Here is a 21,115-nt window from a genome sequence, read left to right as displayed (position 1 = left end):
GTGAGCTGAATGTCAACTTTCTTTATTAACCGCCCGATATTCGCCTGGGTTGTCGCCATCGTCATCATGATCGCCGGTGCGCTGTCGATCATGAAACTGCCGATCAACCAGTATCCGAATATCGCGCCTCCGGCAATTTCCGTCAGCGTCACCTATCCGGGTGCTTCGGCGGAAACCGCGCAGAACACCGTGGTTCAGGTTATCGAGCAGCAGCTGAACGGGCTGGATAACCTGCGCTACATCGAATCGCAAAGTAACAGCGACGGCAGCGCCACCATTATTGCTACCTTCGATCAGGGGACTAATCCGGATATCGCGCAAGTTCAGGTGCAGAACAAAGTGTCGCTGGCCGAATCGCAGTTGCCGACCGAAGTGGTCAATCAGGGGATCCGTATTGCCAAATATCAGGCCAACTTCATGCTGCTGGTCAGCCTGATTTCGACCGATGGCAAAATGAGTAACTCGGATCTGAGTAACCTGCTGGTCACTAAACTCGAAGATCCGATCGTTCGTACCAAAGGCGTCGGCGACTTCCTGGTGCTCGGTTCGGAATACGCGATGCGTATCTGGCTGGATCCGGCAAAACTGTATAAATATCAGCTGTTCCCAAGTGATGTCAGCGCGGCGATTGAAGCGCAAAACGTGCAGGTGTCTTCCGGTTCTCTCGGCGGACTGCCGACGGTCAAAGACAGTAAAGTCAGCGCCACCATCATCGGGAAAACCCGGTTCGACAGCATTAATCAGTTCAAAAACGTGCTGCTGAAAGTGAACGCTGACGGCTCGCAGGTGCGCCTGAGCGATGTCGGGAATGTGGATCTGGGGCCGGAAAGTTATTCCATCTCTTCCACCTTTAACGGCAGACCATCTACCGCTATCGCCCTGCGTCTGGCGAGCGGCGCGAACGTACTGGATACCGACAAAGCGGTAAAAGCCACCGTCGCTGGGCTGGAAGATTCCCTGCCTGCGGGCGTGAAAGTGGAGTTCCCTTACCAGACCGCGCCGGTGGTCAGTGCGTCCATTGAAGAAGTGGTGAAGACGCTGATCGAAGCCATCGTGCTGGTGTTCTGCGTAATGTTACTGTTCCTGCAAAACCTGCGCGCGACGCTGGTTACCACGCTGGTGGTGCCGGTCGTTCTGCTCGGTACTTTCGGTATTCTGGCAGCCGCCGGGTACTCCATTAACACCCTGACCATGTTCGGGATGGTGCTGGCCATCGGCCTGCTGGTGGATGACGCCATCGTGGTGGTGGAAAACGTCGAACGTGTGATGACAGAAGATAAGTTGTCGCCCAAAGAAGCCACTATCAAATCGATGAAGCAAATTCAAGGCGCGCTGTTTGGTATCGTGCTGGTGCTCTCTGCCGTATTAGTGCCGATGGCGTTCTTCGGCGGCTCGACCGGGATCATCTACCGTCAGTTCTCCATCACCATCGTTTCCGCGATGGCGCTTTCCGTACTGATGGCGCTGATTTTCACCCCGGCGCTGTGTGCGACCATCATCAGACACAACGACGAGGAAAAATCGCAGAAAGGCTTCGCCGGCTGGTTTAACCGTACCTTCGACAAAGGCGCGATGCGCTACACCAGCGCCGTAGGCACGGTGATTTCCCGCCGCCGTCTGTTTATGTGCATCTATTTGCTGATCGTGATCGCCACCGGTTTTATGTTCACCCGCGTGCCGACCACCTTCCTGCCGGATGAAGATCAGGGCGTGATGCTGGTTCAGGCCACGTTGCCCGCTAACGCCTCGGCGGAGCGCACCCAGCAGGTGCTGGATAACGTGCGTGAATATCTGATGACGCAGGAAGGCGGCATTGTTTCCTCGGTGTTCACCGCCAACGGCTTCAGCTTTGCCGGACGTGGTCAGAACGTCGGTATCGCCTTCGTGCAGCTGAAAACCTGGGCTAAACGTCCTGATGCGGCGCAGAAAGTGCAGGCGCTGGCCGGTCGTGCGATGGCGCATTTCGCCACCATCAAAGACGCCCGCGTGTTTGCTTTCGTTCCGCCCGCGGTAATGGAACTGGGTAACGCCACCGGTTTCGACTTCTTCCTGCAAGACACCAACGGCAAGGGGCACGCCGCCCTGATGGCCGCACGTAACCAATTCCTGCAACTGGCCTCGCAGGACAAACGTCTGACCGCTGTACGTCCGAACGGAATGGAAGACGAGCCGCAATATCAGCTGGAAATTGACGATGAACGCGCGCAGGCGCTGGGTCTGAGCCTCGACGACATCAACAACACCTTGTCGGCGGCCTGGGGTTCGGCCTACGTGAACCAGTTCATGTACAACAACCGCGTGAAGCGCGTTTATATCCAGGGCAAGGCGGCTTCGCGCGTCACGCCGGAAGATCTGAACAACTGGTATTTCCGTAATTCCAGCGGCGATATGGTGCCGTGGAGCGCCTTCGGCAGCGGAAAATGGGTCTATGGCTCACCGCGTTACGAGCGTTTCAACGGCGTGTCCTCCGTCGAACTGATGGGCGCACCGGCAACGGGCTACAGTTCGGGCGATGCCAACGACGCGGTGATGGAAATCGCGGCCAAACTGCCACCGGGCTACAAAGTGGCATGGCACGGCCTGAGCTATGAAGAAAAGCTTTCCGGCTCACAAACCCCTGCGCTTTACAGCCTGTCGATGATCGTGGTGTTCCTGTGTCTGGCGGCGCTGTACGAGAGCTGGTCGATTCCGTTCTCAGTCATGCTGGTGGTTCCGCTGGGGATATTAGGCACCATCGGCGCCGTGCTGCTGCGCGGGCTGTCGAATGACGTCTTCTTCCAGGTCGGCCTGTTAACCACCGTCGGGCTGGCGGCGAAGAACGCCATATTGATTGTCGAGTTCGCCAAAGAGCTGCATGAGAACGAAGGGATGTCGGTCACCGAAGCGGCGATTGAAGCCGCCAAACTGCGCATCCGGCCAATCATCATGACCTCAATGGCCTTTATTCTCGGTGTATTCCCGCTGACGATTTCCAGCGGCGCGGGCGCGGGCAGCCAGCACTCCATCGGTACCGCCGTGGTCGGGGGGATGATTACGGCGACCTTCCTGGCGATTTTCTTCGTCCCGATGTTCTACGTCACGATTGTGAATCTGTTCACCCGCAAATCGAAAAAACAAGACAAGGCGCTTCCTGCGTCTGAGGCAACACACCATGAATAAATCGCATTTCGCGCTGTCACTTATCGGCGCGTTTTCACTCACCCTGCTGGCGGGCTGTACGATGGAACCGCATTATCAACGCCCTGCGCTGCCGGTCGCCAGCAACTGGGACGGCGCCAAAACCGGTGCCGCAGAAGATATCGGCTGGAAAGCATTCTTCAATGAACCGGCGATGAACCAGCTGATTGGCATGTCCCTGAAGAACAACCGCGACCTTCGGGTCGCGGCGTTAAACGTCGATACTGCCCGCGCCGCCTTCCAGATTGACCGCGCCGCGCTGCTGCCGACGCTCGACGCCAGCGCCGGTGAAACCAACCAGCATCTGCCGGGCGGATTGTATTCGACGCAAAACACCGGGCCGGTGACGTATCAGCAATACAGCGCTAATCTGGGTGTAACGTCCTATGAAGTTGACCTGTTTGGACGGGTGCGCAGCCTGCGTGATCAGGGGCTGGAAACTTATCTCGCCACCGAAGCGACACAGCGGGCGACGCAAATATCGCTGGTGTCTGAAGTGGCTTCCGGTTATCTGAGTCTGGCGGCGGATAATGACCTGCTGAAGCTGGCGATCAACACCGCCAACAGCCAGAACAAATCCTACGAGCTGACCAAACGCAGTTACGATTCCGGCATCAGCACCTCGCAGGATCTGGTGCAGGCGGAAACTACGGTGCGCGCAGCACAGGCCGATATTGCGCAGTACACCCGCCAGGTTCGGCAGGACGTGAACGCGCTGACCTTGCTGGTCGGAACAACCATTCCGAAGAATCTGCTGGCGGATGCCACACTGCAACAGGACTGGAAATTCCCGCAGACACCCGTCGGTTTGCCCTCTGACCTGCTGACACGACGCCCGGATATTATTGCGGCGGAACACACGCTGAAAGCGGCTAACGCTAACATCGGCGCGGCGCGTGCGGCGTTCTTCCCGAGCATCACGCTGACCGGCACCGCAGGTTCAGAAAGTGGAAGCCTGAGCAAACTGTTCGACGGCGGCACCGGCGCGTGGTCATTTATGCCTTCAATTAATATTCCAATCTTCGACGGGGGCGTGAATCAGGCCAATCTCGACATCGCCAAGGACACCAAGAAAATTGATATCGCCAACTATGAGAAAGCGATTCAGACAGCGTTCAAAGAAGTGTCCGACGGCTTAGCCGGTCAGGCGACCTACAAAGACGAACTACTGGCCCGACAGCAGGACGCCGACGCCAACCAGCGTAACTACGATCTTTCGCAAATGCGCTTCAAAGGCGGTGTCGACAACTACCTGAGCGTACTGGTCGCGCAACGCTCCCTGTACTCCGCGCAGCAAACGCTGATCACCACCCAACTCGCCCAGCTGAATCAGGACATCAGTTTGTATAAGGCGTTAGGCGGGGGATGGAAGCATTAAGCCGTCAGGGGCGGAGCGTTTTTTGTTGCGTGACCTGCAGAAAATATTCCTGAGGACCTCACGCATGCAATGAAAGCGGGGAGTACAGCTACGTCAGTCTGGAATCTGCATTATCTGCATATGGCATCATTTCGCAGATACCTGTCGACAGACTGACTGTCATGACAACCGGACGCGGAGGGGAATACCCGACGCCCTGGGACACTATCGAACTGACGCATACTCACCGGAGCATTTTGGATATTCTCGATGCACCCGTCGAAACGCAATCACCACTGAAACAAGCGATACCCGCCACGGCAATCCGAGATTTGCGCCGTGTTGGCAGGGATACTCATCTGATTAAGTGATGTGCTGAGCGAAATGGATATTAAAAACGGGCGGAACTCTGCGGAATATAGGTTGTAGCTGTCCTTCAGGTATATCTGCGAAAGGGCTGTTTCCAGCCCTTTCATTCAAACTCTGTTACTTACCCACATCCCCGTTCCAGCCGCCGCCCAGTGCGGCAATCAGCTTAACGCTGGTGACCATCTGGGTGCTGACCAGTGACAGGACGCTTTGCTGTTGTGTCAGGCTGGTGTTTTCGGTTGTGGCGACATCCAGATAATCGATCATCCCGGCCTGATACTGGTTGTTGGTAACGCGCGCAGATTCTTTGGCGGAATCGGCGGCGTTCTGGCGGGCGACCCGTTCGCTGTCCAGCGTGTGCAGTTCGACCAGATAATCTTCCACTTCCTGCATCGCAGTTAACACGCTCTGACGATAACTGGCGACGTCGGCGTCATACGCGGCTTCGGCCTGTGCCACTTTGCCGCGGGTGGAACCGAAATCCAGTACCGTCTGGCTGAGTTCCGGGCCTAATGACCAGACACGGTTTGGCAGCGAGAACAAATTATGGAACGCCGAGCTGGCAAAACCGCCGCTGGCGCTTAAAGTCAGATCCGGATAGTACGCTGCAGTCGCCACACCGACGGCGGCGTTGGAAGACGCCATCGTGCGTTCAGCGGCAGCAATATCAGGACGACGCTGCAACAGCTGCGACGGAATGGCATCCGGCATCGCTGGCAGGTTCAGTTTCACATCCCTCGCGGCCAGGCTGAACTGCGCTGGCGGTTTGCCAATCAGCACGGCGATAGCATGCTCAAGCTGGGCGCGCTGCCATTGAAGATCCAGCGCCGAGGCTTTGGTGCTTTCCAGCTGAGTCTGCGCCTGCGCAAGAGTGCCGCGCGAGGTGTTGCCGCCCTCATACTGGTTCTGGATCACTGTCAGGTAACGCTGATACGCATCGATACTTTGTTTATACAGCGCGATTTGCTGATCCATCACCCGCAGCTGGAAATAATCCTGCGCCAGTTCGGACTGCGCACTGAGCGTCGCATCGGCCAGATCCGCCTTGCTGGCCTGCGCACTGGCGTCTTGTTCTTCCGCCGTGCGGCGCAGTTTGCCCCACAAGTCCAGCTCCCAGCTGGCACTGAGCTGCGCGGACTGACTGTTGCTGGTGGTCGTCTTACTGCCGCTGCGTGTGCTGCCGACGGTGGCATCCACGGAAGGGTATAAATCGGAACGCGCCTGCGTCACAAGAGCCTGCGCTTCACGATATTGCGCGGCGTACTGCGCGACGTTCTGGTTAGAAATCTGCACCTGCGTCAGCAGTGATGACAGTTCAGGATCCTGATACACCGACCACCAATCGCCTTTGGCCTGATTATCTTTCGGGATCGCCGCCGTCCAGCCTTTGTCTTCTTTAAAAGCCGTTGGCATGGCGACATCCGGTCGTTGGTAATCAGGGCCGACAGCACAGGCACTGACCAGAAGTGCCAGTGCCAGCGGAGCAAGACGGAACACCATAGAACGTGTTTTTTGCAGAGTCATCAGATTCGCTTCAGGATAATGAGTTTCAGTGTGATCAGTCATGTGAACTGGCCTCCGGAGACGTCGCGTGAGGACGCAGACGGTGCCACAGACGATGCGTTGCGCGGCTGGTGCGGTCCATATACAGGTAAACGACCGGCGTGGTGAATAAGGTCAGGATCTGACTCAGTGCCAGACCACCGGCAATCGCAAGGCCCAGCGGACTGCGCAGATCCGCGTCACCGCCGCTGCCCAGGGCCAGTGGCAATGCGCCGAAGAACGCCGCCAGCGTGGTCATCAGGATCGGGCGGAATCGCATCAGACACGCCTGAGTGATCGCCTGTTGCGGCGTCAGGCCGAGCCGCCTTTCGGCGTCGAGCGCGAAGTCGATCATCATGATCGCATTCTTTTTCACGATGCCGATCAGCAGCAGGATCCCGATAAGAGCGATCACCGTCAGCTGCGTTCCCGTCACCAACATCAGTAATAACGCACCAAGCCCGGCGGACGGCAGCGTGGAAAGGATGGTCAGGGGGTGAATATAACTTTCATACAACACGCCGAGCACGATATACACCGCCGCCAGCGCCGCCAGAATCAGCCACGGCATAGAACTGGCCAGCGCCTCAAACGCCTGCGCGGTACCGGCATAACTGCCATGAACGGTATCCGGCAAACCAATCTGCGCCATCGTCGTTTTCAGCGCGGCCTGTGCATCTTCCAGCGCATAACCGTCGGCGAGGTTGAACGCAATGGTCGTCGTCGCCGTCTGTCCCTGATGGGAAACCGACAGCGGCGCATTGGCTCCGCTGAACGTGGCGAAAGCCGACAGCGGCACCTGATTGCCAGAATCGGTCACGACGTACAGCTGATGCAGGACATCGGGATTACTGGTGTAGTCAGACGTCAGATTCATCACCACATGATACTGATTCAGCGTTTTGTAGATGGTGGCTACCTGCCGCTGGCTGAAGGAATTATTGAGCAGCGTGTCGATCATCTTCACGTTCACACCGAGCTGCGTGGCGCGATCCCGGTCGATATTAAGCATGATTTCCTGACCACCGGTCTGCGCGTCTGAATCCACACCGGTCAGCTGCGGCAGTTTCGCCAGCGCTTTCTGCACTTTCGGCGCCCATTCACGCAGCACGGAAAGATCGTCAGATTGCAGGCTGTACTGGTATTGCGCGTTGGCGCTGCGTCCGCCGATATGCAGGTCCTGCGCCGCCATCAGGAACAGCTGCGCGCCCGGTTCTTTGCCGGTGGCCATCATCAGACGGTTAGCGACCTGATTGGCGGTCGCGGTGCGTTTGTCGAAATCTTTCAGGCGCACGAAGAAGGTGGCGGTGTTACGTGATCCAAAACCGCCACTGCCCGCCGAACTCATCACGGCATCTACTGCCGGATCGTCCTGAATGATCTTGCTGTATTTCAGCACCTGCGGCTGGATCGACTGGAACGAGGTGTTCTGATCCGCACGCAACATGCCCATCAGCATGCCGGTGTCCTGATCCGGGAAGAAGCCTTTTTCGACTACGGTATACAGGTAAAAATTCAGCAGGATCGTCAGGAACAGGCCGACCAGAGTGATCAGCTGATGGCGCATCACCCAGCCGAGTGCGGCGGAATACGCGGCCAGCAGGTTGTTCAGTCCGCGTTCAATCATGCGATAAATGCGTGGCTGGCGTTTTTCCACCGGCGGCTTGCGCTTGAGGAAACGCGCGCACAACATCGGCGTCAGGCTCAGCGACACCAGCATGGAGATGATCAGCGACACGCTGAGCGTGACCGCAAACTCACGGAACAGACGCCCGACGATACTGCCCATCAGCAGGATCGGGATGAATACGGCAATCAGAGAAAGCGTCATCGACAGCACAGTGAAACTGACTTCCTGCGCACCTTTCAGCGCTGCCCGCACCGGCCCCAGCCCTTCCTCGATATGCCGCGTAATATTTTCCAGCACCACGATGGCGTCATCGACCACGAACCCGGTGGAGATAATCAGCGCCATCAGCGAGAGGTTATCCAGACTGTAGCCAAGCAGATACATCACCGCGCAGGTGCCGATCAGAGAAACCGGCAGCGCCACGGCGGGGATCAGCACCGCGTTCCAGTTACGCAGGAACACAAACACCACTGCGATGACTAACAGCGTGGCTTCCAGCAGGGTCATTTCAGTGTCACGCAGCGAAGCGGAAACGTTCGGCGAGCGGTCCAGCGCCAGATTCAGCTGCACGTCGCCGGGCAGACTTTCTTTCATCAGCGGCAGCGCAGCTTTGATCGCTTCGATAGTTTCCAGCATGTTTGCGCCAGCCTGACGCGTCACGCCGATCATCACCGACGGCGTACTGTTGTAATACCCGACGTTGTATTTGTCTTCGACCGAATCGTACACATTGGCGATGTCACTGAGACGGATTGCGGAGCCGTTGATGTAAGTGACGATCAGCGTTTTGTACTGTGCGGCGGTGCTTTGCTGGCCGTTGCCTTCAATCATCCACGACTGATCCGAGCCTTGCAGCAGCCCTTTTGGCAGGTTACTGGTGCTGTCGGCAATCGCGGTGCGAATGGTGTCGAGAGAAATCCCGTAAGAGGTGATCGCCTCCGGGCGCAAATCAATCCGCACGCCCGGCAACGCGGAGCCCACCAGAGAAACCTGCCCGACGCCGTTCACCTGGGCAATTTTCTGTTGCAGCTGGCTCGAGGCGATATCGTACAGCTCACCTTTGCTGCGCGTGGCCGAGGTCAGCGCCAGCATGATGATCGGCGCATCCGACGGGTTAGCTTTACGGTACGTCGGCAGCGACGGCATGCTGCTCGGCAGTAACGCGCGGGAGGCGTTGATCGCCGCCTGCACGTCACGCGCCGCGCCGTTGATGTCGCGATCCAGATCGAACTGCAAAATGACGCTGGTCGAACTCTGCGAACTGCGCGAGGTCATTTCCGACACACCGGCGATTTGCCCGAGCGCCCTTTCCAGCGGCGTCGCTACCGTTGCCGCCATGGTTTCAGGGCTGGCACCGGGCAGACTGGCGCTGACCAGAATAGTCGGGAAATCCACCTGCGGCAGCGGCGCGACCGGCAGCAGGCGATACCCGAGCAAACCGAGCAGGAGTATCGCCAGCGTCAGCAGCATCGTGGCGACCGGACGGAAGATGAAGAAACGCGAAATATTCATTTATTCCGCCTGCTTCGCGGCACGGCGATGACGCGGATTAAGCCGGTGAGAAAGCCGGTCAAACATCAGGTAGATCACCGGTGTGGAGAACAGCGTCAGGATCTGACTGAAGATCAGACCGCCGACGATTACCAGCCCCAGCGGCTGGCGCAGTTCCGCGCCGGATCCGCTGGCCAACATCAGTGGCAGTGCGCCCAGCAGCGCAGCCATTGTCGTCATCATGATCGGGCGGAAACGCAGTAAACAAGCCTGATGAATGGCTTCGCGCGGCGAAAGCCCCTGTTTGTTTTCCGCATCCAGCGCAAAGTCGATCATCATGATGGCGTTCTTTTTGACGATCCCGATCAGCAGGATCACCCCGATCAGCGCGATCAGGCTGAACTCGGTTCCGGCGAAGATCAGCGACAGTAAAGCGCCCACCGCCGCCGACGGCAGTGTGGAAAGAATTGTCACCGGGTGAATAAAGCTTTCGTAGAGAATACCGAGCACCACATACATGGTCAGCAGCGCGGCGAGGATCAGCCACAGCGTGTTGCCGGTGGCGCTTTCAAACGACGCCGCCGCGCCCTGATAACGCAGGGTGATACTGTCCGGCATGGCGATATCGGCTACGGTGGTTTTAATGGCCTGCTGCGCCTGTTCCAGCGAATACCCGTCTTTGAGGTTAAAGGAGACGGTCACCGCCGGGAACTGATTCAGGCGCGCCTGTAACAGTGCGCCAGTCCGCATGTGGATTTTGGCGATCGACGTCAGTTTGATCATGCCGTTGGTCGCACCGGAATTGGTGGTCGGGTTACCGCTGTCCGACGTCGTGGACGTGGTCGTCGTGGTCGTCGCTACCGTGCCACTGGTAGACGAACTGTTGTTGGTCGCCAGATAGACGTCATCAAAAGAGGCCGGGGACTGCTGGAACTGCGGCGCGACTTCCAGCACCACGCGGTACTGGTTCGCCTGCGTAAAGATGGTAGAAACCAGCCGCTGGCCAAACGCATTGTACAGCGCGGTATCGACGTCAGAAGCCGTAATGCCGTAACGGGCGGCGGCATCCCTGTCCAGTTCCACATAAGCAATCTGACCCTGATTTTGCAGGTTGCTGACCACTTCGCTGAATTCAGGCTGCGCGCTGAGTTTTTCAATCAGCTTTGGCGTCCATTCCACCAGATTTTCGCTGTCGGAATCATCGAGCGTGAACTGGTACTGGCTCGGCGTGACCTGATCGTCAACGGTCAGGTCCTGCGAAGCCTGCATGTACAGTTCGATGCCCGGCACATTCGCCGTCTCCTGTTGCAGACGCGCGATGATCGCCGGTGCGCGCTCGCTGCGCTCATCGAAGGATTTCAGGCTGATCTGCAAACGACCGCTATTAAGGCTGGTGTTATTACCGTCCACGCCGATGGTGGAAGACACACTTTCCACATCCGGATCGTTGAGAATGGCTGCGGTCAGCAACTGCTGGCGACGCCCCATTTCACTGAATGATACGTCCTGCGACGCCTGCGTGATCCCCTGGATCATGCCGGTATCCTGCGACGGGAAGAAGCCTTTCGGCACAATCACATACAGCAGCGCAGTGAATACTAAGGTGGCGGCGGCGACCAGCAAAGTGAGTTTCTGGTGATTGAGCACCACGATCAGCATGCGGTCGTAACCAGCAATCATTTTGTCAAAGAACTCGCCGCCTTTACGGTAAAACTTGCTCTGCTTTTCTTCCGGCGTATGGCGCAGCAAATAGGCGCACAGCATCGGCGTGAGCGTCAGCGAAACCACCATCGACACCAGAATCGACACCGCCAGCGTAATGGCGAACTCACGGAACAGACGCCCGACCACATCGCCCATAAACAGCAGCGGGATCAGTACGGCAATCAGCGAGAAGGTCAGGGAAATAATGGTGAAACCGATTTGCTGGGAGCCTTTCAGCGCCGCCTGCATCGGGGTTTCGCCCTCTTCCAGCCGTCGCGAAATATTCTCGACCACCACGATGGCGTCATCGATAACAAAACCGGTGGCGATAGTCAGCGCCATCAGCGAGAGGTTGTTAAGACTGAAACCGCACAGGTACATCACGCCAAAGGTGCCGACCAGCGAGAGCGGCACGGCAACGCTTGGGATAAGCGTCGCAGCAACGTTGCGCAGGAACAGAAAAGTGACCATGACCACCAGCGCAATAGAGAGAAGCAGTTCGAACTGAACGTCGCTGATCGAGGCACGGATGGTTTGCGTACGGTCAGAAATCACGCTGATTTTGACCGATTCCGGCAGCGCCTCCTGCAATTTCGGCAGCTGCGCTTTAATCGCATCCACCACCTGGATCACGTTGGCGCCCGGCTGACGCTGCACGCTGATGATGATCGCCGGTTGCTTGTTCGCCCAGGCAGACAGGTACTGGTTTTCCGGCGCTTCGGAAAGCGTCGCCACATCGCGCAGGCGCAATGCCGCTCCGTTTTCGTAATTGACGATCAGGTTGCCGTATTCATCGGCGGTGCGTAGCTGATCGTTGGCATCGATGGTTATCGAATGATTCGGGCCGTCGAAGCCCCCTTTCGAACCGTTGACGTTGCTGTTTCCGATCAGCGTATTGATGGTTTCCATGCTGAGGTTGTGCGCCGCCAGTTTACGCGGATCGACCTGCACGCGAACCGCAGGCTGATGACCGCCCGCCAGTGTCACCATACCGACGCCGGAAATCTGCGACAGTTTCAGCGCCACGCGGGTATTCACCAGATCCTGCACTTTAGTCAGTGGCAGGGATTCAGACGTCGCGGCCAGCGTCAGTACCGCGGCATCTGCCGGGTTCACCTTTTTGTACGTCGGCGGATTGGGTAAATCACTCGGCAGCAGGCTGTCGGCAGCATTGATTGCCGCCTGCACTTCCTGCTCGGCAACGTCGAGAGACAAATCCAGCGAGAATTTCAGCGTGATAATGGAGGATCCGCTGGCGCTGGTGGAATACATCTGGCTCAGCCCAGCCATCTGCCCGAGCTGACGCTCCAGCGGCGCGGTAATGCCCGACGCCATGACATCCGGGCTCGCCCCAGGATACAGCGTGGTCACCTGAATGGTCGGATAATCGACCTGCGGCAGCGCCGAGGTAGAAAGCATGTTGTAGGCGAAAATCCCTGACAACAGCACAGCGACCATCAGCAGAATGGTCGCGACCGGCCGGAGTATAAAGAGGCGTGAAGGATTCATTTAGACCCGCTGTCTTTACCGGCTGTGTTTGGGGCTGTATCAGGCGCGGCAACAGTTTTGTCGGAGCCGGTGGTGGCTTTATCCACACCGCCGCTCTGCTGGCGCTCTTTGGAAGAACCGCCCGCTGCCGAAGCTTCGCCAGAATTCGGCATCACAATCTCCACTTTCGTGCCGTTGTTCAGGCGGTCGATACCGGTGGTTACCACCTGCTCACCCGGTTTCACCCCTGACAGGATCGCCACCTGAGCGTCACCAAAGTCCGGGCCGGATTTCACACTGCGGCGCTCGATGGTGCTGTCGGCTTTCACCACATAGACAAAATCGCCATCGCTGCTCAGCTGCAATGCCGCCGCCGGGATCACCGTGGCGTCTTTCAGCGTCGCGACCTGTAAACGGGCGTTCACAAACTGGTTCGGATAGAGTTTTTCATCGGCGTTATCGAACAACGCTTTCAGCTTGATGCTGCCGGTGCTGGTATCAATTTCGTTGCTGATAAATTGCAGTTTGCCCTGTCCGAGCACTTCGCTGCCGCCCTGATCGAAAGCGGTCGTCGGCAACTGATCGCCGCCACGCAGCGCTTTGAGCAGGGTTTGCAGATTGCTTTGCGGCACGCTGAACGTCACGGCAATCGGCTGGGTCTGCGTGATGGTCACAATGCCGGTGGTAGAACTGCTGGTCACCATATTACCCGGATCCACCAGACGCAGCCCGACATGGCCGCTGACCGGTGCGGTGATTTTGGCAAACTCGAGGTTGAGTTTGGCGGCAGCGATTTGCGCCTGATCGGCTTTCACTGCACCGGCATACTGACCGGCGGTGGCGATCTGGCTTTCCAGATCCTGACGCGCCAGGGAATCCTGCGCATACAGTTTGCGGTAACGAGCCAGCGTCAGTTCAGCGCTTTTCGCCAGCGCCTGATTCTGCGCCAAATCGCCCTGATATTGTTCCAACGTCGCCTGATAGCTGCGCGGATCAATCTGCGCCAGCAACTGTCCCTGCTCGACTTTCTTCCCTTCGGTGAAATACACCTTCATCAGCTGGCCATCCACCCGACTGGTCACAGTGACTGTCGCATTAGCGACAACGGTACCCAGCGCGCGCAGATACACCGGCACATCGGCCTGCGTGGCTTTTCCGGCCTGCACCGGCGTTGCCATTCCGGCCATCATCTGCCCGCGCATCGCGCGCATGCCGCCACGTCCCGGCTTCTTATGAGCAGCAGGATCAGAGGCACTCTGGTGGAAAGCAAAGAACCAGACCAGGATCGCAGCAACGATAATGGCGACGATAATCCACACGAAAGTGCGTTTTTTGGAACGAGACGAGGCAGTCGGCAGCATAAATTTCTTGGTTTCGCAGTATTAATGAGGAGAAAACAGCTGAAAAATGACCTTCAACCAGAGATTTTCAATATCAGTCAAAAATACATTATCCCTAAAAGCTTCGATGGCTGTTTTTAGGACAACGTAAAGATTTTGTTAGCAATTAAGAATTTATATTTCGTTCAGCAGGATGAATGATACCCGCTAATTTATCCTTTCCGGCCTGCTAATGTTAAGAACTAAATGAGAATGAATATTGAAGACGACGACAGAAAAGCATCAGGAAGTGTCAGTCTTTCCCGGAATTTTGTCAGGAAAACGCAGACTTAGCGTGAAAAACACCCTGTCCGGTCAGCTTAACCGGTGAGAAATTCAGAGCTAAATCCTGAAAATTAAAAGTATTGATAATTTATATTGTTTGCTCCGACCACAGCTTGATATGGTGCATTTTCTGATTGTTTTTCATCTTCATGCAGGAACTCAGTCGAATGCAGACAAAATTTCAATCCAGACCAGTGATTGGGGTAACACTGGACAGCGAGGAAGCCGGTGGCTACGCCGATTTTCCCTGGTATGCCCTGCGTCAGAACTATATGAACAGTCTGGCAGAGCTCGGTGCGGTGCCGCTGGCTTTACCTCATCACGCTGAACTGGCGGATGAATATCTTTCTATGTGTGACGGCATTGTGGTCACCGGCGGCGCGTTTGATGTGCCGCCTGAACTCTTTAATGAGCAACAGACCAGCGATCAGGTTCGCCTGAAACCCGCTCGCACCGAATTCGAAAAAGCCATCGTTAAAGGTGCCATGCAGCGCAATATGCCGCTGCTGGGGATCTGCGGCGGTCAGCAGCTGCTTGCCGTTTTAACCGGTGGCACGTTGCATCAGCACATTCCCGATGCGCTCCCCGACGCCCTCGAGCACAGCACGACCGTCGATACTGAAAACGCGGGGGGCAAAAAGCGCGCCCGTCATCCGGTAGAAATTTTGGAAGGTACGCTCCTCAGCCGCTGTGTCGATCGCGACCATTATGAGGTTAACAGCTCGCACCATCAGGCGGTGAAATCAGTAGGCCCCGGTTGCATCGTGAATGCTTATGCGCCTGACGGCGTGATCGAAGGCATTGAGTGTGAAGACTATGATTTCTGCCTTGGCGTGCAGTGGCATCCGGAATATCAGCAACATCCGCAGGATACGCAGCTGCTGAATGCCTTTGTTGCAGCATCCGCACGCTATCAGCAGTCGATGCGCACGGCGGGTAAAGCCATGACGGAAGTCATGAACGACGTGATTGCCCGTCCGGGAAAAGAACAGGCATGAATCAGGCCGCACTGAAAACCAGAACTGACCGGATATTGCGCGATCTGGGCATCGACCCGCAGGTCATTGCCCACTGTACGCTGCCCTGTTTTGAAGAGGTAAGTGAGCACTTACTGGAGGATGCGGAAACCGATGCTGAAACCGGCAAAGTTTACCGGCTGATCTCCCCCGCCGCCGTCGCCTGGCATCAGATGAAACAACAGGCTGCCGCCGACGGGGTGGGCATTTATCTGGTTTCCGCTTTTCGCAGTCTGGATTATCAGGCCGGACTGATCCGCGCTAAACAGGAAGCAGGCATCACGCCGCAAGAGTTTTTCACCTCGCTGGCTCCGCCCGGTTGCAGCGAACATCACACCGGTCGCGCCGTAGATATCAATACCCCCGGTTGTGACGAAGTGACCGGCGTTTTTGGCGAAACGGAGGCTTTTCAGTGGCTGCAAATTCACGCCGCCCGCTTCGGCTTTGTGATGTCCTTCCCCCTGAATAACCCGTGGGGCTTTATTTATGAGCCGTGGCACTGGTGCTGGCATGATGCAAAGTAGTAAGTGATCCGCCTCGCAGTTTCCATAACTAAAATTGTCGTCTAAACATTTATCTGTTAGGCCAATTTTCTGTTTCATTTTTAGAACAAATAAAACACACTATGCGCTCAACAGGCGTCTGCCAGACAGATGCCTGATTTCCACCTCTTCTTATAAGTCATAAATTTCAATGCAATCAGATACCGTTTCGCGCAGGACAGCCTGGCTCCGCGTTGTGATGATGGCTATTGCCGCATTCATCTTCAACACCACTGAATTCGTGCCTGTCGGATTACTTTCTGACATCGCCGCCAGTTTCAATATGCAGACTGCGCAGGTCGGGCTGATGCTGACTATCTACGCGTGGGTGGTGGCGCTGATGTCATTGCCGCTGATGCTGCTGACCCGTAATGTCGAGCGAAAGCGCTTACTGATCGTCATCTTTGTGATATTCATCGCCAGCCATATCCTTTCGGTTGTGGCCTGGGATTTCTGGAGTCTGGTCGCCTCACGCGTCGGTATCGCGCTGGCTCATGCGATTTTCTGGTCGATTACTGCCTCGCTGGCCATCCGTGTGGCACCTGCCGGTAAGAAAACGCAGGCGCTCAGTATGCTGGCCACCGGCACGGCGCTGGCGATGGTTCTCGGTCTGCCGCTCGGTCGCCTGATTGGTCAGTACCTCGGCTGGCGCACTACGTTTATGAGTATCGGCGTTGTCGCGCTGCTGACGCTGATTTGCCTCATCAGATTGTTGCCGCCATTACCGAGCGAGCATACCGGTTCGCTGAAAAGCGTGCCGATGCTGTTCCGTCGTCCGGCGCTGGTCGGCATGTATGTGCTGACCGCACTGATAGTGACTGCTCACTATACGGCGTACAGCTACATCGAGCCGTTTATTCAGACTGTCGCCAATATGGGTGAAAACTTCACTACCTTCCTGCTGCTGATTTTTGGCGGCGCGGGGATTCTCGGCAGTATTGCATTCAGTGTGCTGGGCAACCGTTTCCCGGCGGCCATGCTCAGCGGCCCGATCCTGATGGTGACGCTCAGCATGTTGCTGCTGTTTGTCGCGGTCATGAACCCGGTCAGCATTTCCATCCTTTGTGTAATCTGGGGACTGGCGATGATGATTATCGGCCTGGCGATGCAGGTGCGCGTACTGGCACTGGCGACGGATGCCACCGATGTCTCGATGGCGCTGCTTTCCGGCATCTACAACATCGGTATCGGCGCGGGCGCGCTTCTCGGCAATCAGGTCAGCCTGCATCTGGAAATGAGCAATGTGGGCTATGCCGGTGGCCTGATCGGCTGCGTCGCGTTTGTCTGGTGTCTGACGATTTTCAAACGCTATCCGCAGCTGAAAGTAACGAACTGATATCGGGTTGATGATAAAGAAAAACCGGCTTTTGCCGGTTTTTTTATACCTGAGGATTCAGCTCACTAGCGCAATAACTTCAGGTTTCCGGTCAGTGATTTTATCCATTTTTCCGGCCCGACCAGCCCCACGCCATCCAGCACTTCATCATATAAATCCCGCAACGGAAACGTCATTTCATATTGCTCAAATTGATGCATCGTGCGCGCAAATGACGGGAACGGCACCACGCTGCGCTCGCCTGCTGCATCCAGCGCTTTAAACATCAGTGCCTTAATGTGATCCGGCGTTGCCTGAAGAATGGGTAGCGGGAATTTCGATATAGAATCTGTCGTGACGCCCTTCGCATCACTCAGCGAAATGCCTGCCAGCATCGGGAATTTTGCCGCTAATCCGATACCAATCACGCCCGCCGTATTTGCCAGTAATCCCGGCGGAAGCTCAGGATTGAGGATAATTGCCACCCGGAGTATGTCTGCCATTTGTGTGCCCTTTCGTTCATCAGTAAGAGAACCATGATAATGAGCGGCGGCTGAAAGGTGCTTTCTTTTAACGGTGTAAAATGCACTAATCTGGTTATCCCTTTCTCCAAATCACTTCAAAAAGGCAGATTATGTCCACATCCAGAATTTCAGCGGCAGATCTTCGCATTCTGAAGCAGCTTCAGACCTCGGGGCGCATGACCAATCAGGAGCTCGCAGATAAGGTCGGTATGGCAGCTTCTCCCTGCTGGCGGCGTACCAAACAACTGGAAGACAGCGGCGTGATCACCGGCTATCAGGCGATTATTGACCGGAAAAAAATCGGTCTGGGGTTGCTGGCTTTTATCCGGGTCAAAATCGACAGCCACAGCGAGGAAGATGCGCAACGTTTCGAACAGGAAGTTGGCGCATTGCCTGCTGTGATCGCCTGTTATGCGATTGCCGGTGATGCCGATTTTTTGTTGCAGGTGGTAGCCAAAGATCTCGACAGTTTTCCAGCTTCGCAATGGAGGTGGTACGTCGCCTGCCAGGCATTAAAGAGATGCAAACGTCGTTTGTGCTCAGGGAAGTGAAACCGCTGAATGTGTTGCCGCTGGAGGGGATGTGAAGTGGGTCCGATGCTGCCGGTTCAGGTTTGCGTAATACCGGCATTGAACATATAGTCGTTATATCCTCTTTATTAACAATCGGATGCAGGTGGTATCACAATGAATATTGTTCGCGCACTACCTCTTATTACTATTATGTCTATGCCGGGGATTGCTCTCGCAGATTCCGCTTTCCAGAGTCTGGAATTTGGGAAGAATAAACAGCAGCTCGTCCGGGATACCAAAGAAAAATGCCAGCCTGAAATTAAAGTATCTGATGATGACTGGACAAATAAAATTTTGGCATCAGGAGATAATAAATATCTAATAAATAAAGCGAAAACGGCGCTCGAGAAAAACAATAATAGAGATTATCAGAAGGCCATTGGTCAGATTAAATGCCCGCAGCTTTAATAAACCCGGCCAGACTCTATTCATGGATATTAATTCTGGCCGTGCTTTCATTATTTTTGTGTCGCTAAAATCACACTGGAGGCTTTGACAAGCGCCAGAATGGCATCGCCCGGTTTCAGGCTAAGTTCATTCACACTGTCGTTAGTGACCATGGCGGTCAGCGCCAGACCTTTATCGGAGGTAATGCTCACCGAGGAGTTCACCGCGCCAAGACTCACATCGTCAATTTTGCCGATGAACTGATTACGGGCAGAGAAATTCAGACCGCAGTCGGGCGAGGCCAGCACCACCCACGGCGCTTTGATAATAGCGATGGCCTTTTTACCCACCACCAGACCCAGAGTTTTCACGCTGCTCTTCGTGACGACTGTCACCAGGCTTTCGCCCGTATCGAGTGCTAACACCACTTCGTCGTTTACCGCACCTTCCACAATTTCTGAAACCGTGCCGGATAGCTGATTACGCGCTGAAACTTTCATTCTCACTCCTTGATAACTTCTGTAAGCGGAAGAGTCATTATGGCTTTGCGGCTTTGAGAATGGCAAGTCAGGAGTGGATTTTGGCGGCGACAGATGCCACATTAAAACGCGAAGATATTTTGAATGAAACACGACTGCGCGAGCATGACTTTTGTATAATTATGCAATAAAATGCACATGAATATGCAAAATGTCTTTTACCTGACCCCGGTTTTGCGTTATCAATATAGGCATTGAAACCTTTAGCAGACAGCCCTAATTCATACAGGATTTTATCGATGACAACTATTCTCAAGCACCTTCCTATCAATCAGCGTGTGGGTATCGCGTTCTCCGGCGGTCTGGACACCAGCGCAGCGCTGCTGTGGATGCAGAAAAAAGGCGCGATCCCTTATGCTTACACGGCCAACCTGGGTCAGCCTGATGAAGAAGATTACGATGCTATTCCACGTAAAGCGATGGAATACGGTGCAGAGAAAGCTCGCCTGATTGATTGCCGCAAACAGCTGGTTGCCGAAGGCATCGCTGCCATTCAGTGTGGCGCGTTCCATAACACCACCGCCGGTGTGACTTATTTCAACACTACGCCGCTGGGCCGTGCCGTGACCGGTACTATGCTGGTTGCCGCGATGAAAGAAGATGGCGTGAATATCTGGGGTGACGGCAGCACTTACAAAGGTAACGATATCGAGCGTTTCTATCGTTACGGTTTGCTGACCAATGCTGAACTGAAGATTTACAAACCGTGGCTGGATACCGACTTTATTGATGAATTGGGTGGCCGTCATGAGATGTCTGAATTCATGATTCAGTCTGGTTTCGACTACAAAATGTCGACCGAGAAAGCCTACTCCACTGACTCCAATATGCTGGGTGCAACTCACGAAGCCAAAGATCTGGAATTCCTCGATTCCGGCGTCAAAATCGTTAACCCGATTATGGGCGTGAAATTCTGGGACGAAAATGTCGTCGTGAAAGCGGAAGAAGTCTCTATCCGATTTGAGCGCGGTTATCCGGTTGCGCTGAATGGCGTAACCTTTGACGACAGCGTTGAGCTGATGATGGAAGCCAACCGCATCGGTGGCCGTCACGGTTTGGGCATGAGCGACCAGATTGAAAACCGTATTATTGAAGCCAAAAGCCGTGGTATTTACGAAGCTCCGGGAATGGCGCTGCTGCACATCGCTTACGAGCGTCTGCTGACAGGTATTCATAACGAAGACACCATCGAGCAATATCATGCGAATGGCCGCGTGCTGGGCCGTCTGCTGTATCAGGGCCGTTGGTTTGATCCACAGGCTCTGATGCTGCGTGACTCCGCTCAGCGTTGGGTCGCCAGCGAAATCACCGGTGAAGTGACTCTGGAACTGCGTCGCGGCAACGACTACACCATCATGAATACGGTCTCTGAGAATCTGACCTACAAACCAGAGCGCCTGACTATGGAAAAAGGCGATTCCGTGTTCTCACCTGATGATCGTATTGGCCAGCTGACCATGCGTAATCTGGACATCACCGATACCCGCGAGAAACTGCAGAACTACGTTGAGACCGGCTTGCTCACCTCTTCTGCCTCTACCGGTTTACCGCAGGTGGATAACAACAATCTGCCGCGTGGCTTGCAGGTGAAAAACAAGTAACTGCGGCTTGCTTTAAAACGAGTTTGCAAAGCGTTACGTGAATCAGCCCTCCCCCCTTCGCAGGTGAGAGGGCTGATTTGTATTGATTTTTTGCTCTGAGACCAAATTTCAGACATGCAAAAATACCGTACAGGGAAATACGGATCAGCAGGCATCGGGAATGATTTTTGTAGGATGTTGAATAAGTGCAGAGAAGA

13 protein-coding genes and 2 pseudogenes are annotated in these 21,115 nt (G+C 55.4%); 9 read left to right on the top strand and 6 right to left on the bottom strand.

Annotated features, from left to right (window positions below; translation table 11 throughout):
• Positions 1 to 9 precede the first annotated feature (9 nt).
• The 3 genes and pseudogenes from J1784_RS10425 to J1784_RS10415 all read left to right on the top strand — a co-directional run.
• A complete protein-coding gene (locus tag J1784_RS10425) occupies positions 10 to 3,159 on the top strand; it encodes an efflux RND transporter permease subunit (protein WP_217149143.1) in 3,150 nt (1,049 codons plus the stop codon).
• Positions 3,152 to 4,555: an efflux transporter outer membrane subunit gene (locus J1784_RS10420; protein ID WP_217149142.1), complete on the top strand. Its 1,404-nt coding sequence runs from the start codon at positions 3,152 to 3,154 to the stop codon at positions 4,553 to 4,555. The genes J1784_RS10425 and J1784_RS10420 overlap by 8 nt, the downstream gene beginning before the upstream one ends.
• Before the next feature lie 77 nt (positions 4,556 to 4,632).
• A pseudogene (locus tag J1784_RS10415) lies at positions 4,633 to 4,905 on the top strand (type IV toxin-antitoxin system AbiEi family antitoxin); the annotation flags it as partial.
• Between the two features lie 115 nt (positions 4,906 to 5,020).
• On the opposite strand, the gene J1784_RS10410 reads toward J1784_RS10415, so the two are convergent.
• Genes J1784_RS10410 through J1784_RS10395 form a run of 4 tightly spaced genes read right to left on the bottom strand, consistent with a single transcriptional unit; the run spans position 5,021 to position 14,119 of the window.
• Positions 5,021 to 6,469 (bottom strand): efflux transporter outer membrane subunit, encoded by a 1,449-nt coding sequence (locus J1784_RS10410; RefSeq protein ID WP_238485474.1) that lies wholly within the window; start codon positions 6,467 to 6,469, stop codon positions 5,021 to 5,023.
• Positions 6,462 to 9,587, bottom strand: coding sequence for an efflux RND transporter permease subunit (locus J1784_RS10405; RefSeq protein WP_217149141.1), 3,126 nt, complete (start codon positions 9,585 to 9,587; stop codon positions 6,462 to 6,464). Before J1784_RS10405 ends, J1784_RS10410 begins: the two co-directional genes overlap by 8 nt.
• A complete protein-coding gene (locus J1784_RS10400) occupies positions 9,588 to 12,779 on the bottom strand; it encodes an efflux RND transporter permease subunit (RefSeq protein ID WP_217149140.1) in 3,192 nt (1,063 codons plus the stop codon).
• Positions 12,776 to 14,119, bottom strand: a complete 1,344-nt coding sequence (locus tag J1784_RS10395) for an MdtA/MuxA family multidrug efflux RND transporter periplasmic adaptor subunit (protein WP_217149139.1) — start codon at positions 14,117 to 14,119, stop codon at positions 12,776 to 12,778. Before J1784_RS10395 ends, J1784_RS10400 begins: the two co-directional genes overlap by 4 nt.
• 470 nt (positions 14,120 to 14,589) lie before the next feature.
• Between J1784_RS10395 and J1784_RS10390 the strand changes: the two genes are divergently transcribed.
• From J1784_RS10390 to J1784_RS10380, 3 genes are all read left to right on the top strand, one after another.
• Entirely contained in the window at positions 14,590 to 15,420 is an 831-nt protein-coding gene (locus tag J1784_RS10390) for a gamma-glutamyl-gamma-aminobutyrate hydrolase family protein (RefSeq protein ID WP_217149138.1), read from the top strand.
• A complete protein-coding gene (locus J1784_RS10385; protein WP_217149137.1) occupies positions 15,417 to 15,962 on the top strand; it encodes a M15 family metallopeptidase in 546 nt (181 codons plus the stop codon). Before J1784_RS10390 ends, J1784_RS10385 begins: the two co-directional genes overlap by 4 nt.
• Before the next feature lie 169 nt (positions 15,963 to 16,131).
• Positions 16,132 to 17,316 (top strand): sugar transporter, encoded by a 1,185-nt coding sequence (locus tag J1784_RS10380; RefSeq protein ID WP_217149136.1) that lies wholly within the window; start codon positions 16,132 to 16,134, stop codon positions 17,314 to 17,316.
• Between the two features lie 65 nt (positions 17,317 to 17,381).
• Here the strand turns inward: J1784_RS10380 and J1784_RS10375 are convergent, their stop codons facing one another.
• Complete coding sequence (locus J1784_RS10375) at positions 17,382 to 17,798, bottom strand: DUF2000 domain-containing protein (protein WP_217149135.1); 417 nt, start codon at positions 17,796 to 17,798, stop codon at positions 17,382 to 17,384.
• Between the two features lie 131 nt (positions 17,799 to 17,929).
• On the opposite strand from J1784_RS10375, the pseudogene J1784_RS10370 reads away from it, so the two are divergent.
• Together J1784_RS10370 and J1784_RS10365 are read left to right on the top strand one after the other, a co-directional pair.
• Positions 17,930 to 18,405, top strand: a pseudogene (locus J1784_RS10370) (Lrp/AsnC family transcriptional regulator).
• 100 nt (positions 18,406 to 18,505) lie between these two features.
• Positions 18,506 to 18,799 carry a YicS family protein gene (locus J1784_RS10365; RefSeq protein ID WP_217149134.1) on the top strand — a complete coding sequence of 98 codons (294 nt, stop codon included), beginning with the start codon at positions 18,506 to 18,508 and terminating at the stop codon, positions 18,797 to 18,799.
• Positions 18,800 to 18,849: 50 nt separating this feature from the next.
• Here the strand turns inward: J1784_RS10365 and J1784_RS10360 are convergent, their stop codons facing one another.
• Positions 18,850 to 19,278 carry a TOBE domain-containing protein gene (locus J1784_RS10360; protein WP_217149133.1) on the bottom strand — a complete coding sequence of 143 codons (429 nt, stop codon included), beginning with the start codon at positions 19,276 to 19,278 and terminating at the stop codon, positions 18,850 to 18,852.
• 278 nt (positions 19,279 to 19,556) lie between these two features.
• Between J1784_RS10360 and argG the strand changes: the two genes are divergently transcribed.
• The gene (gene argG, locus J1784_RS10355; RefSeq protein WP_015689414.1) at positions 19,557 to 20,918 is read left to right on the top strand and encodes an argininosuccinate synthase; all 1,362 of its coding nucleotides are present in this window, start codon (positions 19,557 to 19,559) and stop codon (positions 20,916 to 20,918) included.
• The last annotated feature ends 197 nt before the right edge of the window (positions 20,919 to 21,115 follow it).

The organism is Rahnella ecdela (genome assembly GCF_019049625.1).
GTDB lineage: Bacteria > Pseudomonadota > Gammaproteobacteria > Enterobacterales > Enterobacteriaceae > Rahnella > Rahnella ecdela.
Note: the sequence above shows the minus strand (reverse complement) of the source record. Positions and strands in the feature narration are given on the sequence as shown.

Bases quoted from the DNA above. Each gene is read 5' to 3' on its own strand.
- J1784_RS10425 (WP_217149143.1), top strand. From the start codon at position 10: ATGTCAACTTTCTTTATTAACCGCCCGATATTCGCCTGGGTTGTCGCC.
- J1784_RS10420 (WP_217149142.1), top strand. From the start codon at position 3,152: ATGAATAAATCGCATTTCGCGCTGTCACTTATCGGCGCGTTTTCACTC.
- J1784_RS10410 (WP_238485474.1), bottom strand. From the start codon at position 6,469: ATGACTGATCACACTGAAACTCATTATCCTGAAGCGAATCTGATGACT.
- J1784_RS10405 (WP_217149141.1), bottom strand. From the start codon at position 9,587: ATGAATATTTCGCGTTTCTTCATCTTCCGTCCGGTCGCCACGATGCTG.
- J1784_RS10400 (WP_217149140.1), bottom strand. From the start codon at position 12,779: ATGAATCCTTCACGCCTCTTTATACTCCGGCCGGTCGCGACCATTCTG.
- J1784_RS10395 (WP_217149139.1), bottom strand. From the start codon at position 14,119: ATGCTGCCGACTGCCTCGTCTCGTTCCAAAAAACGCACTTTCGTGTGG.
- J1784_RS10390 (WP_217149138.1), top strand. From the start codon at position 14,590: ATGCAGACAAAATTTCAATCCAGACCAGTGATTGGGGTAACACTGGAC.
- J1784_RS10385 (WP_217149137.1), top strand. From the start codon at position 15,417: ATGAATCAGGCCGCACTGAAAACCAGAACTGACCGGATATTGCGCGAT.
- J1784_RS10380 (WP_217149136.1), top strand. From the start codon at position 16,132: ATGCAATCAGATACCGTTTCGCGCAGGACAGCCTGGCTCCGCGTTGTG.
- J1784_RS10375 (WP_217149135.1), bottom strand. From the start codon at position 17,798: ATGGCAGACATACTCCGGGTGGCAATTATCCTCAATCCTGAGCTTCCG.
- J1784_RS10365 (WP_217149134.1), top strand. From the start codon at position 18,506: ATGAATATTGTTCGCGCACTACCTCTTATTACTATTATGTCTATGCCG.
- J1784_RS10360 (WP_217149133.1), bottom strand. From the start codon at position 19,278: ATGAAAGTTTCAGCGCGTAATCAGCTATCCGGCACGGTTTCAGAAATT.
- argG (WP_015689414.1), top strand. From the start codon at position 19,557: ATGACAACTATTCTCAAGCACCTTCCTATCAATCAGCGTGTGGGTATC.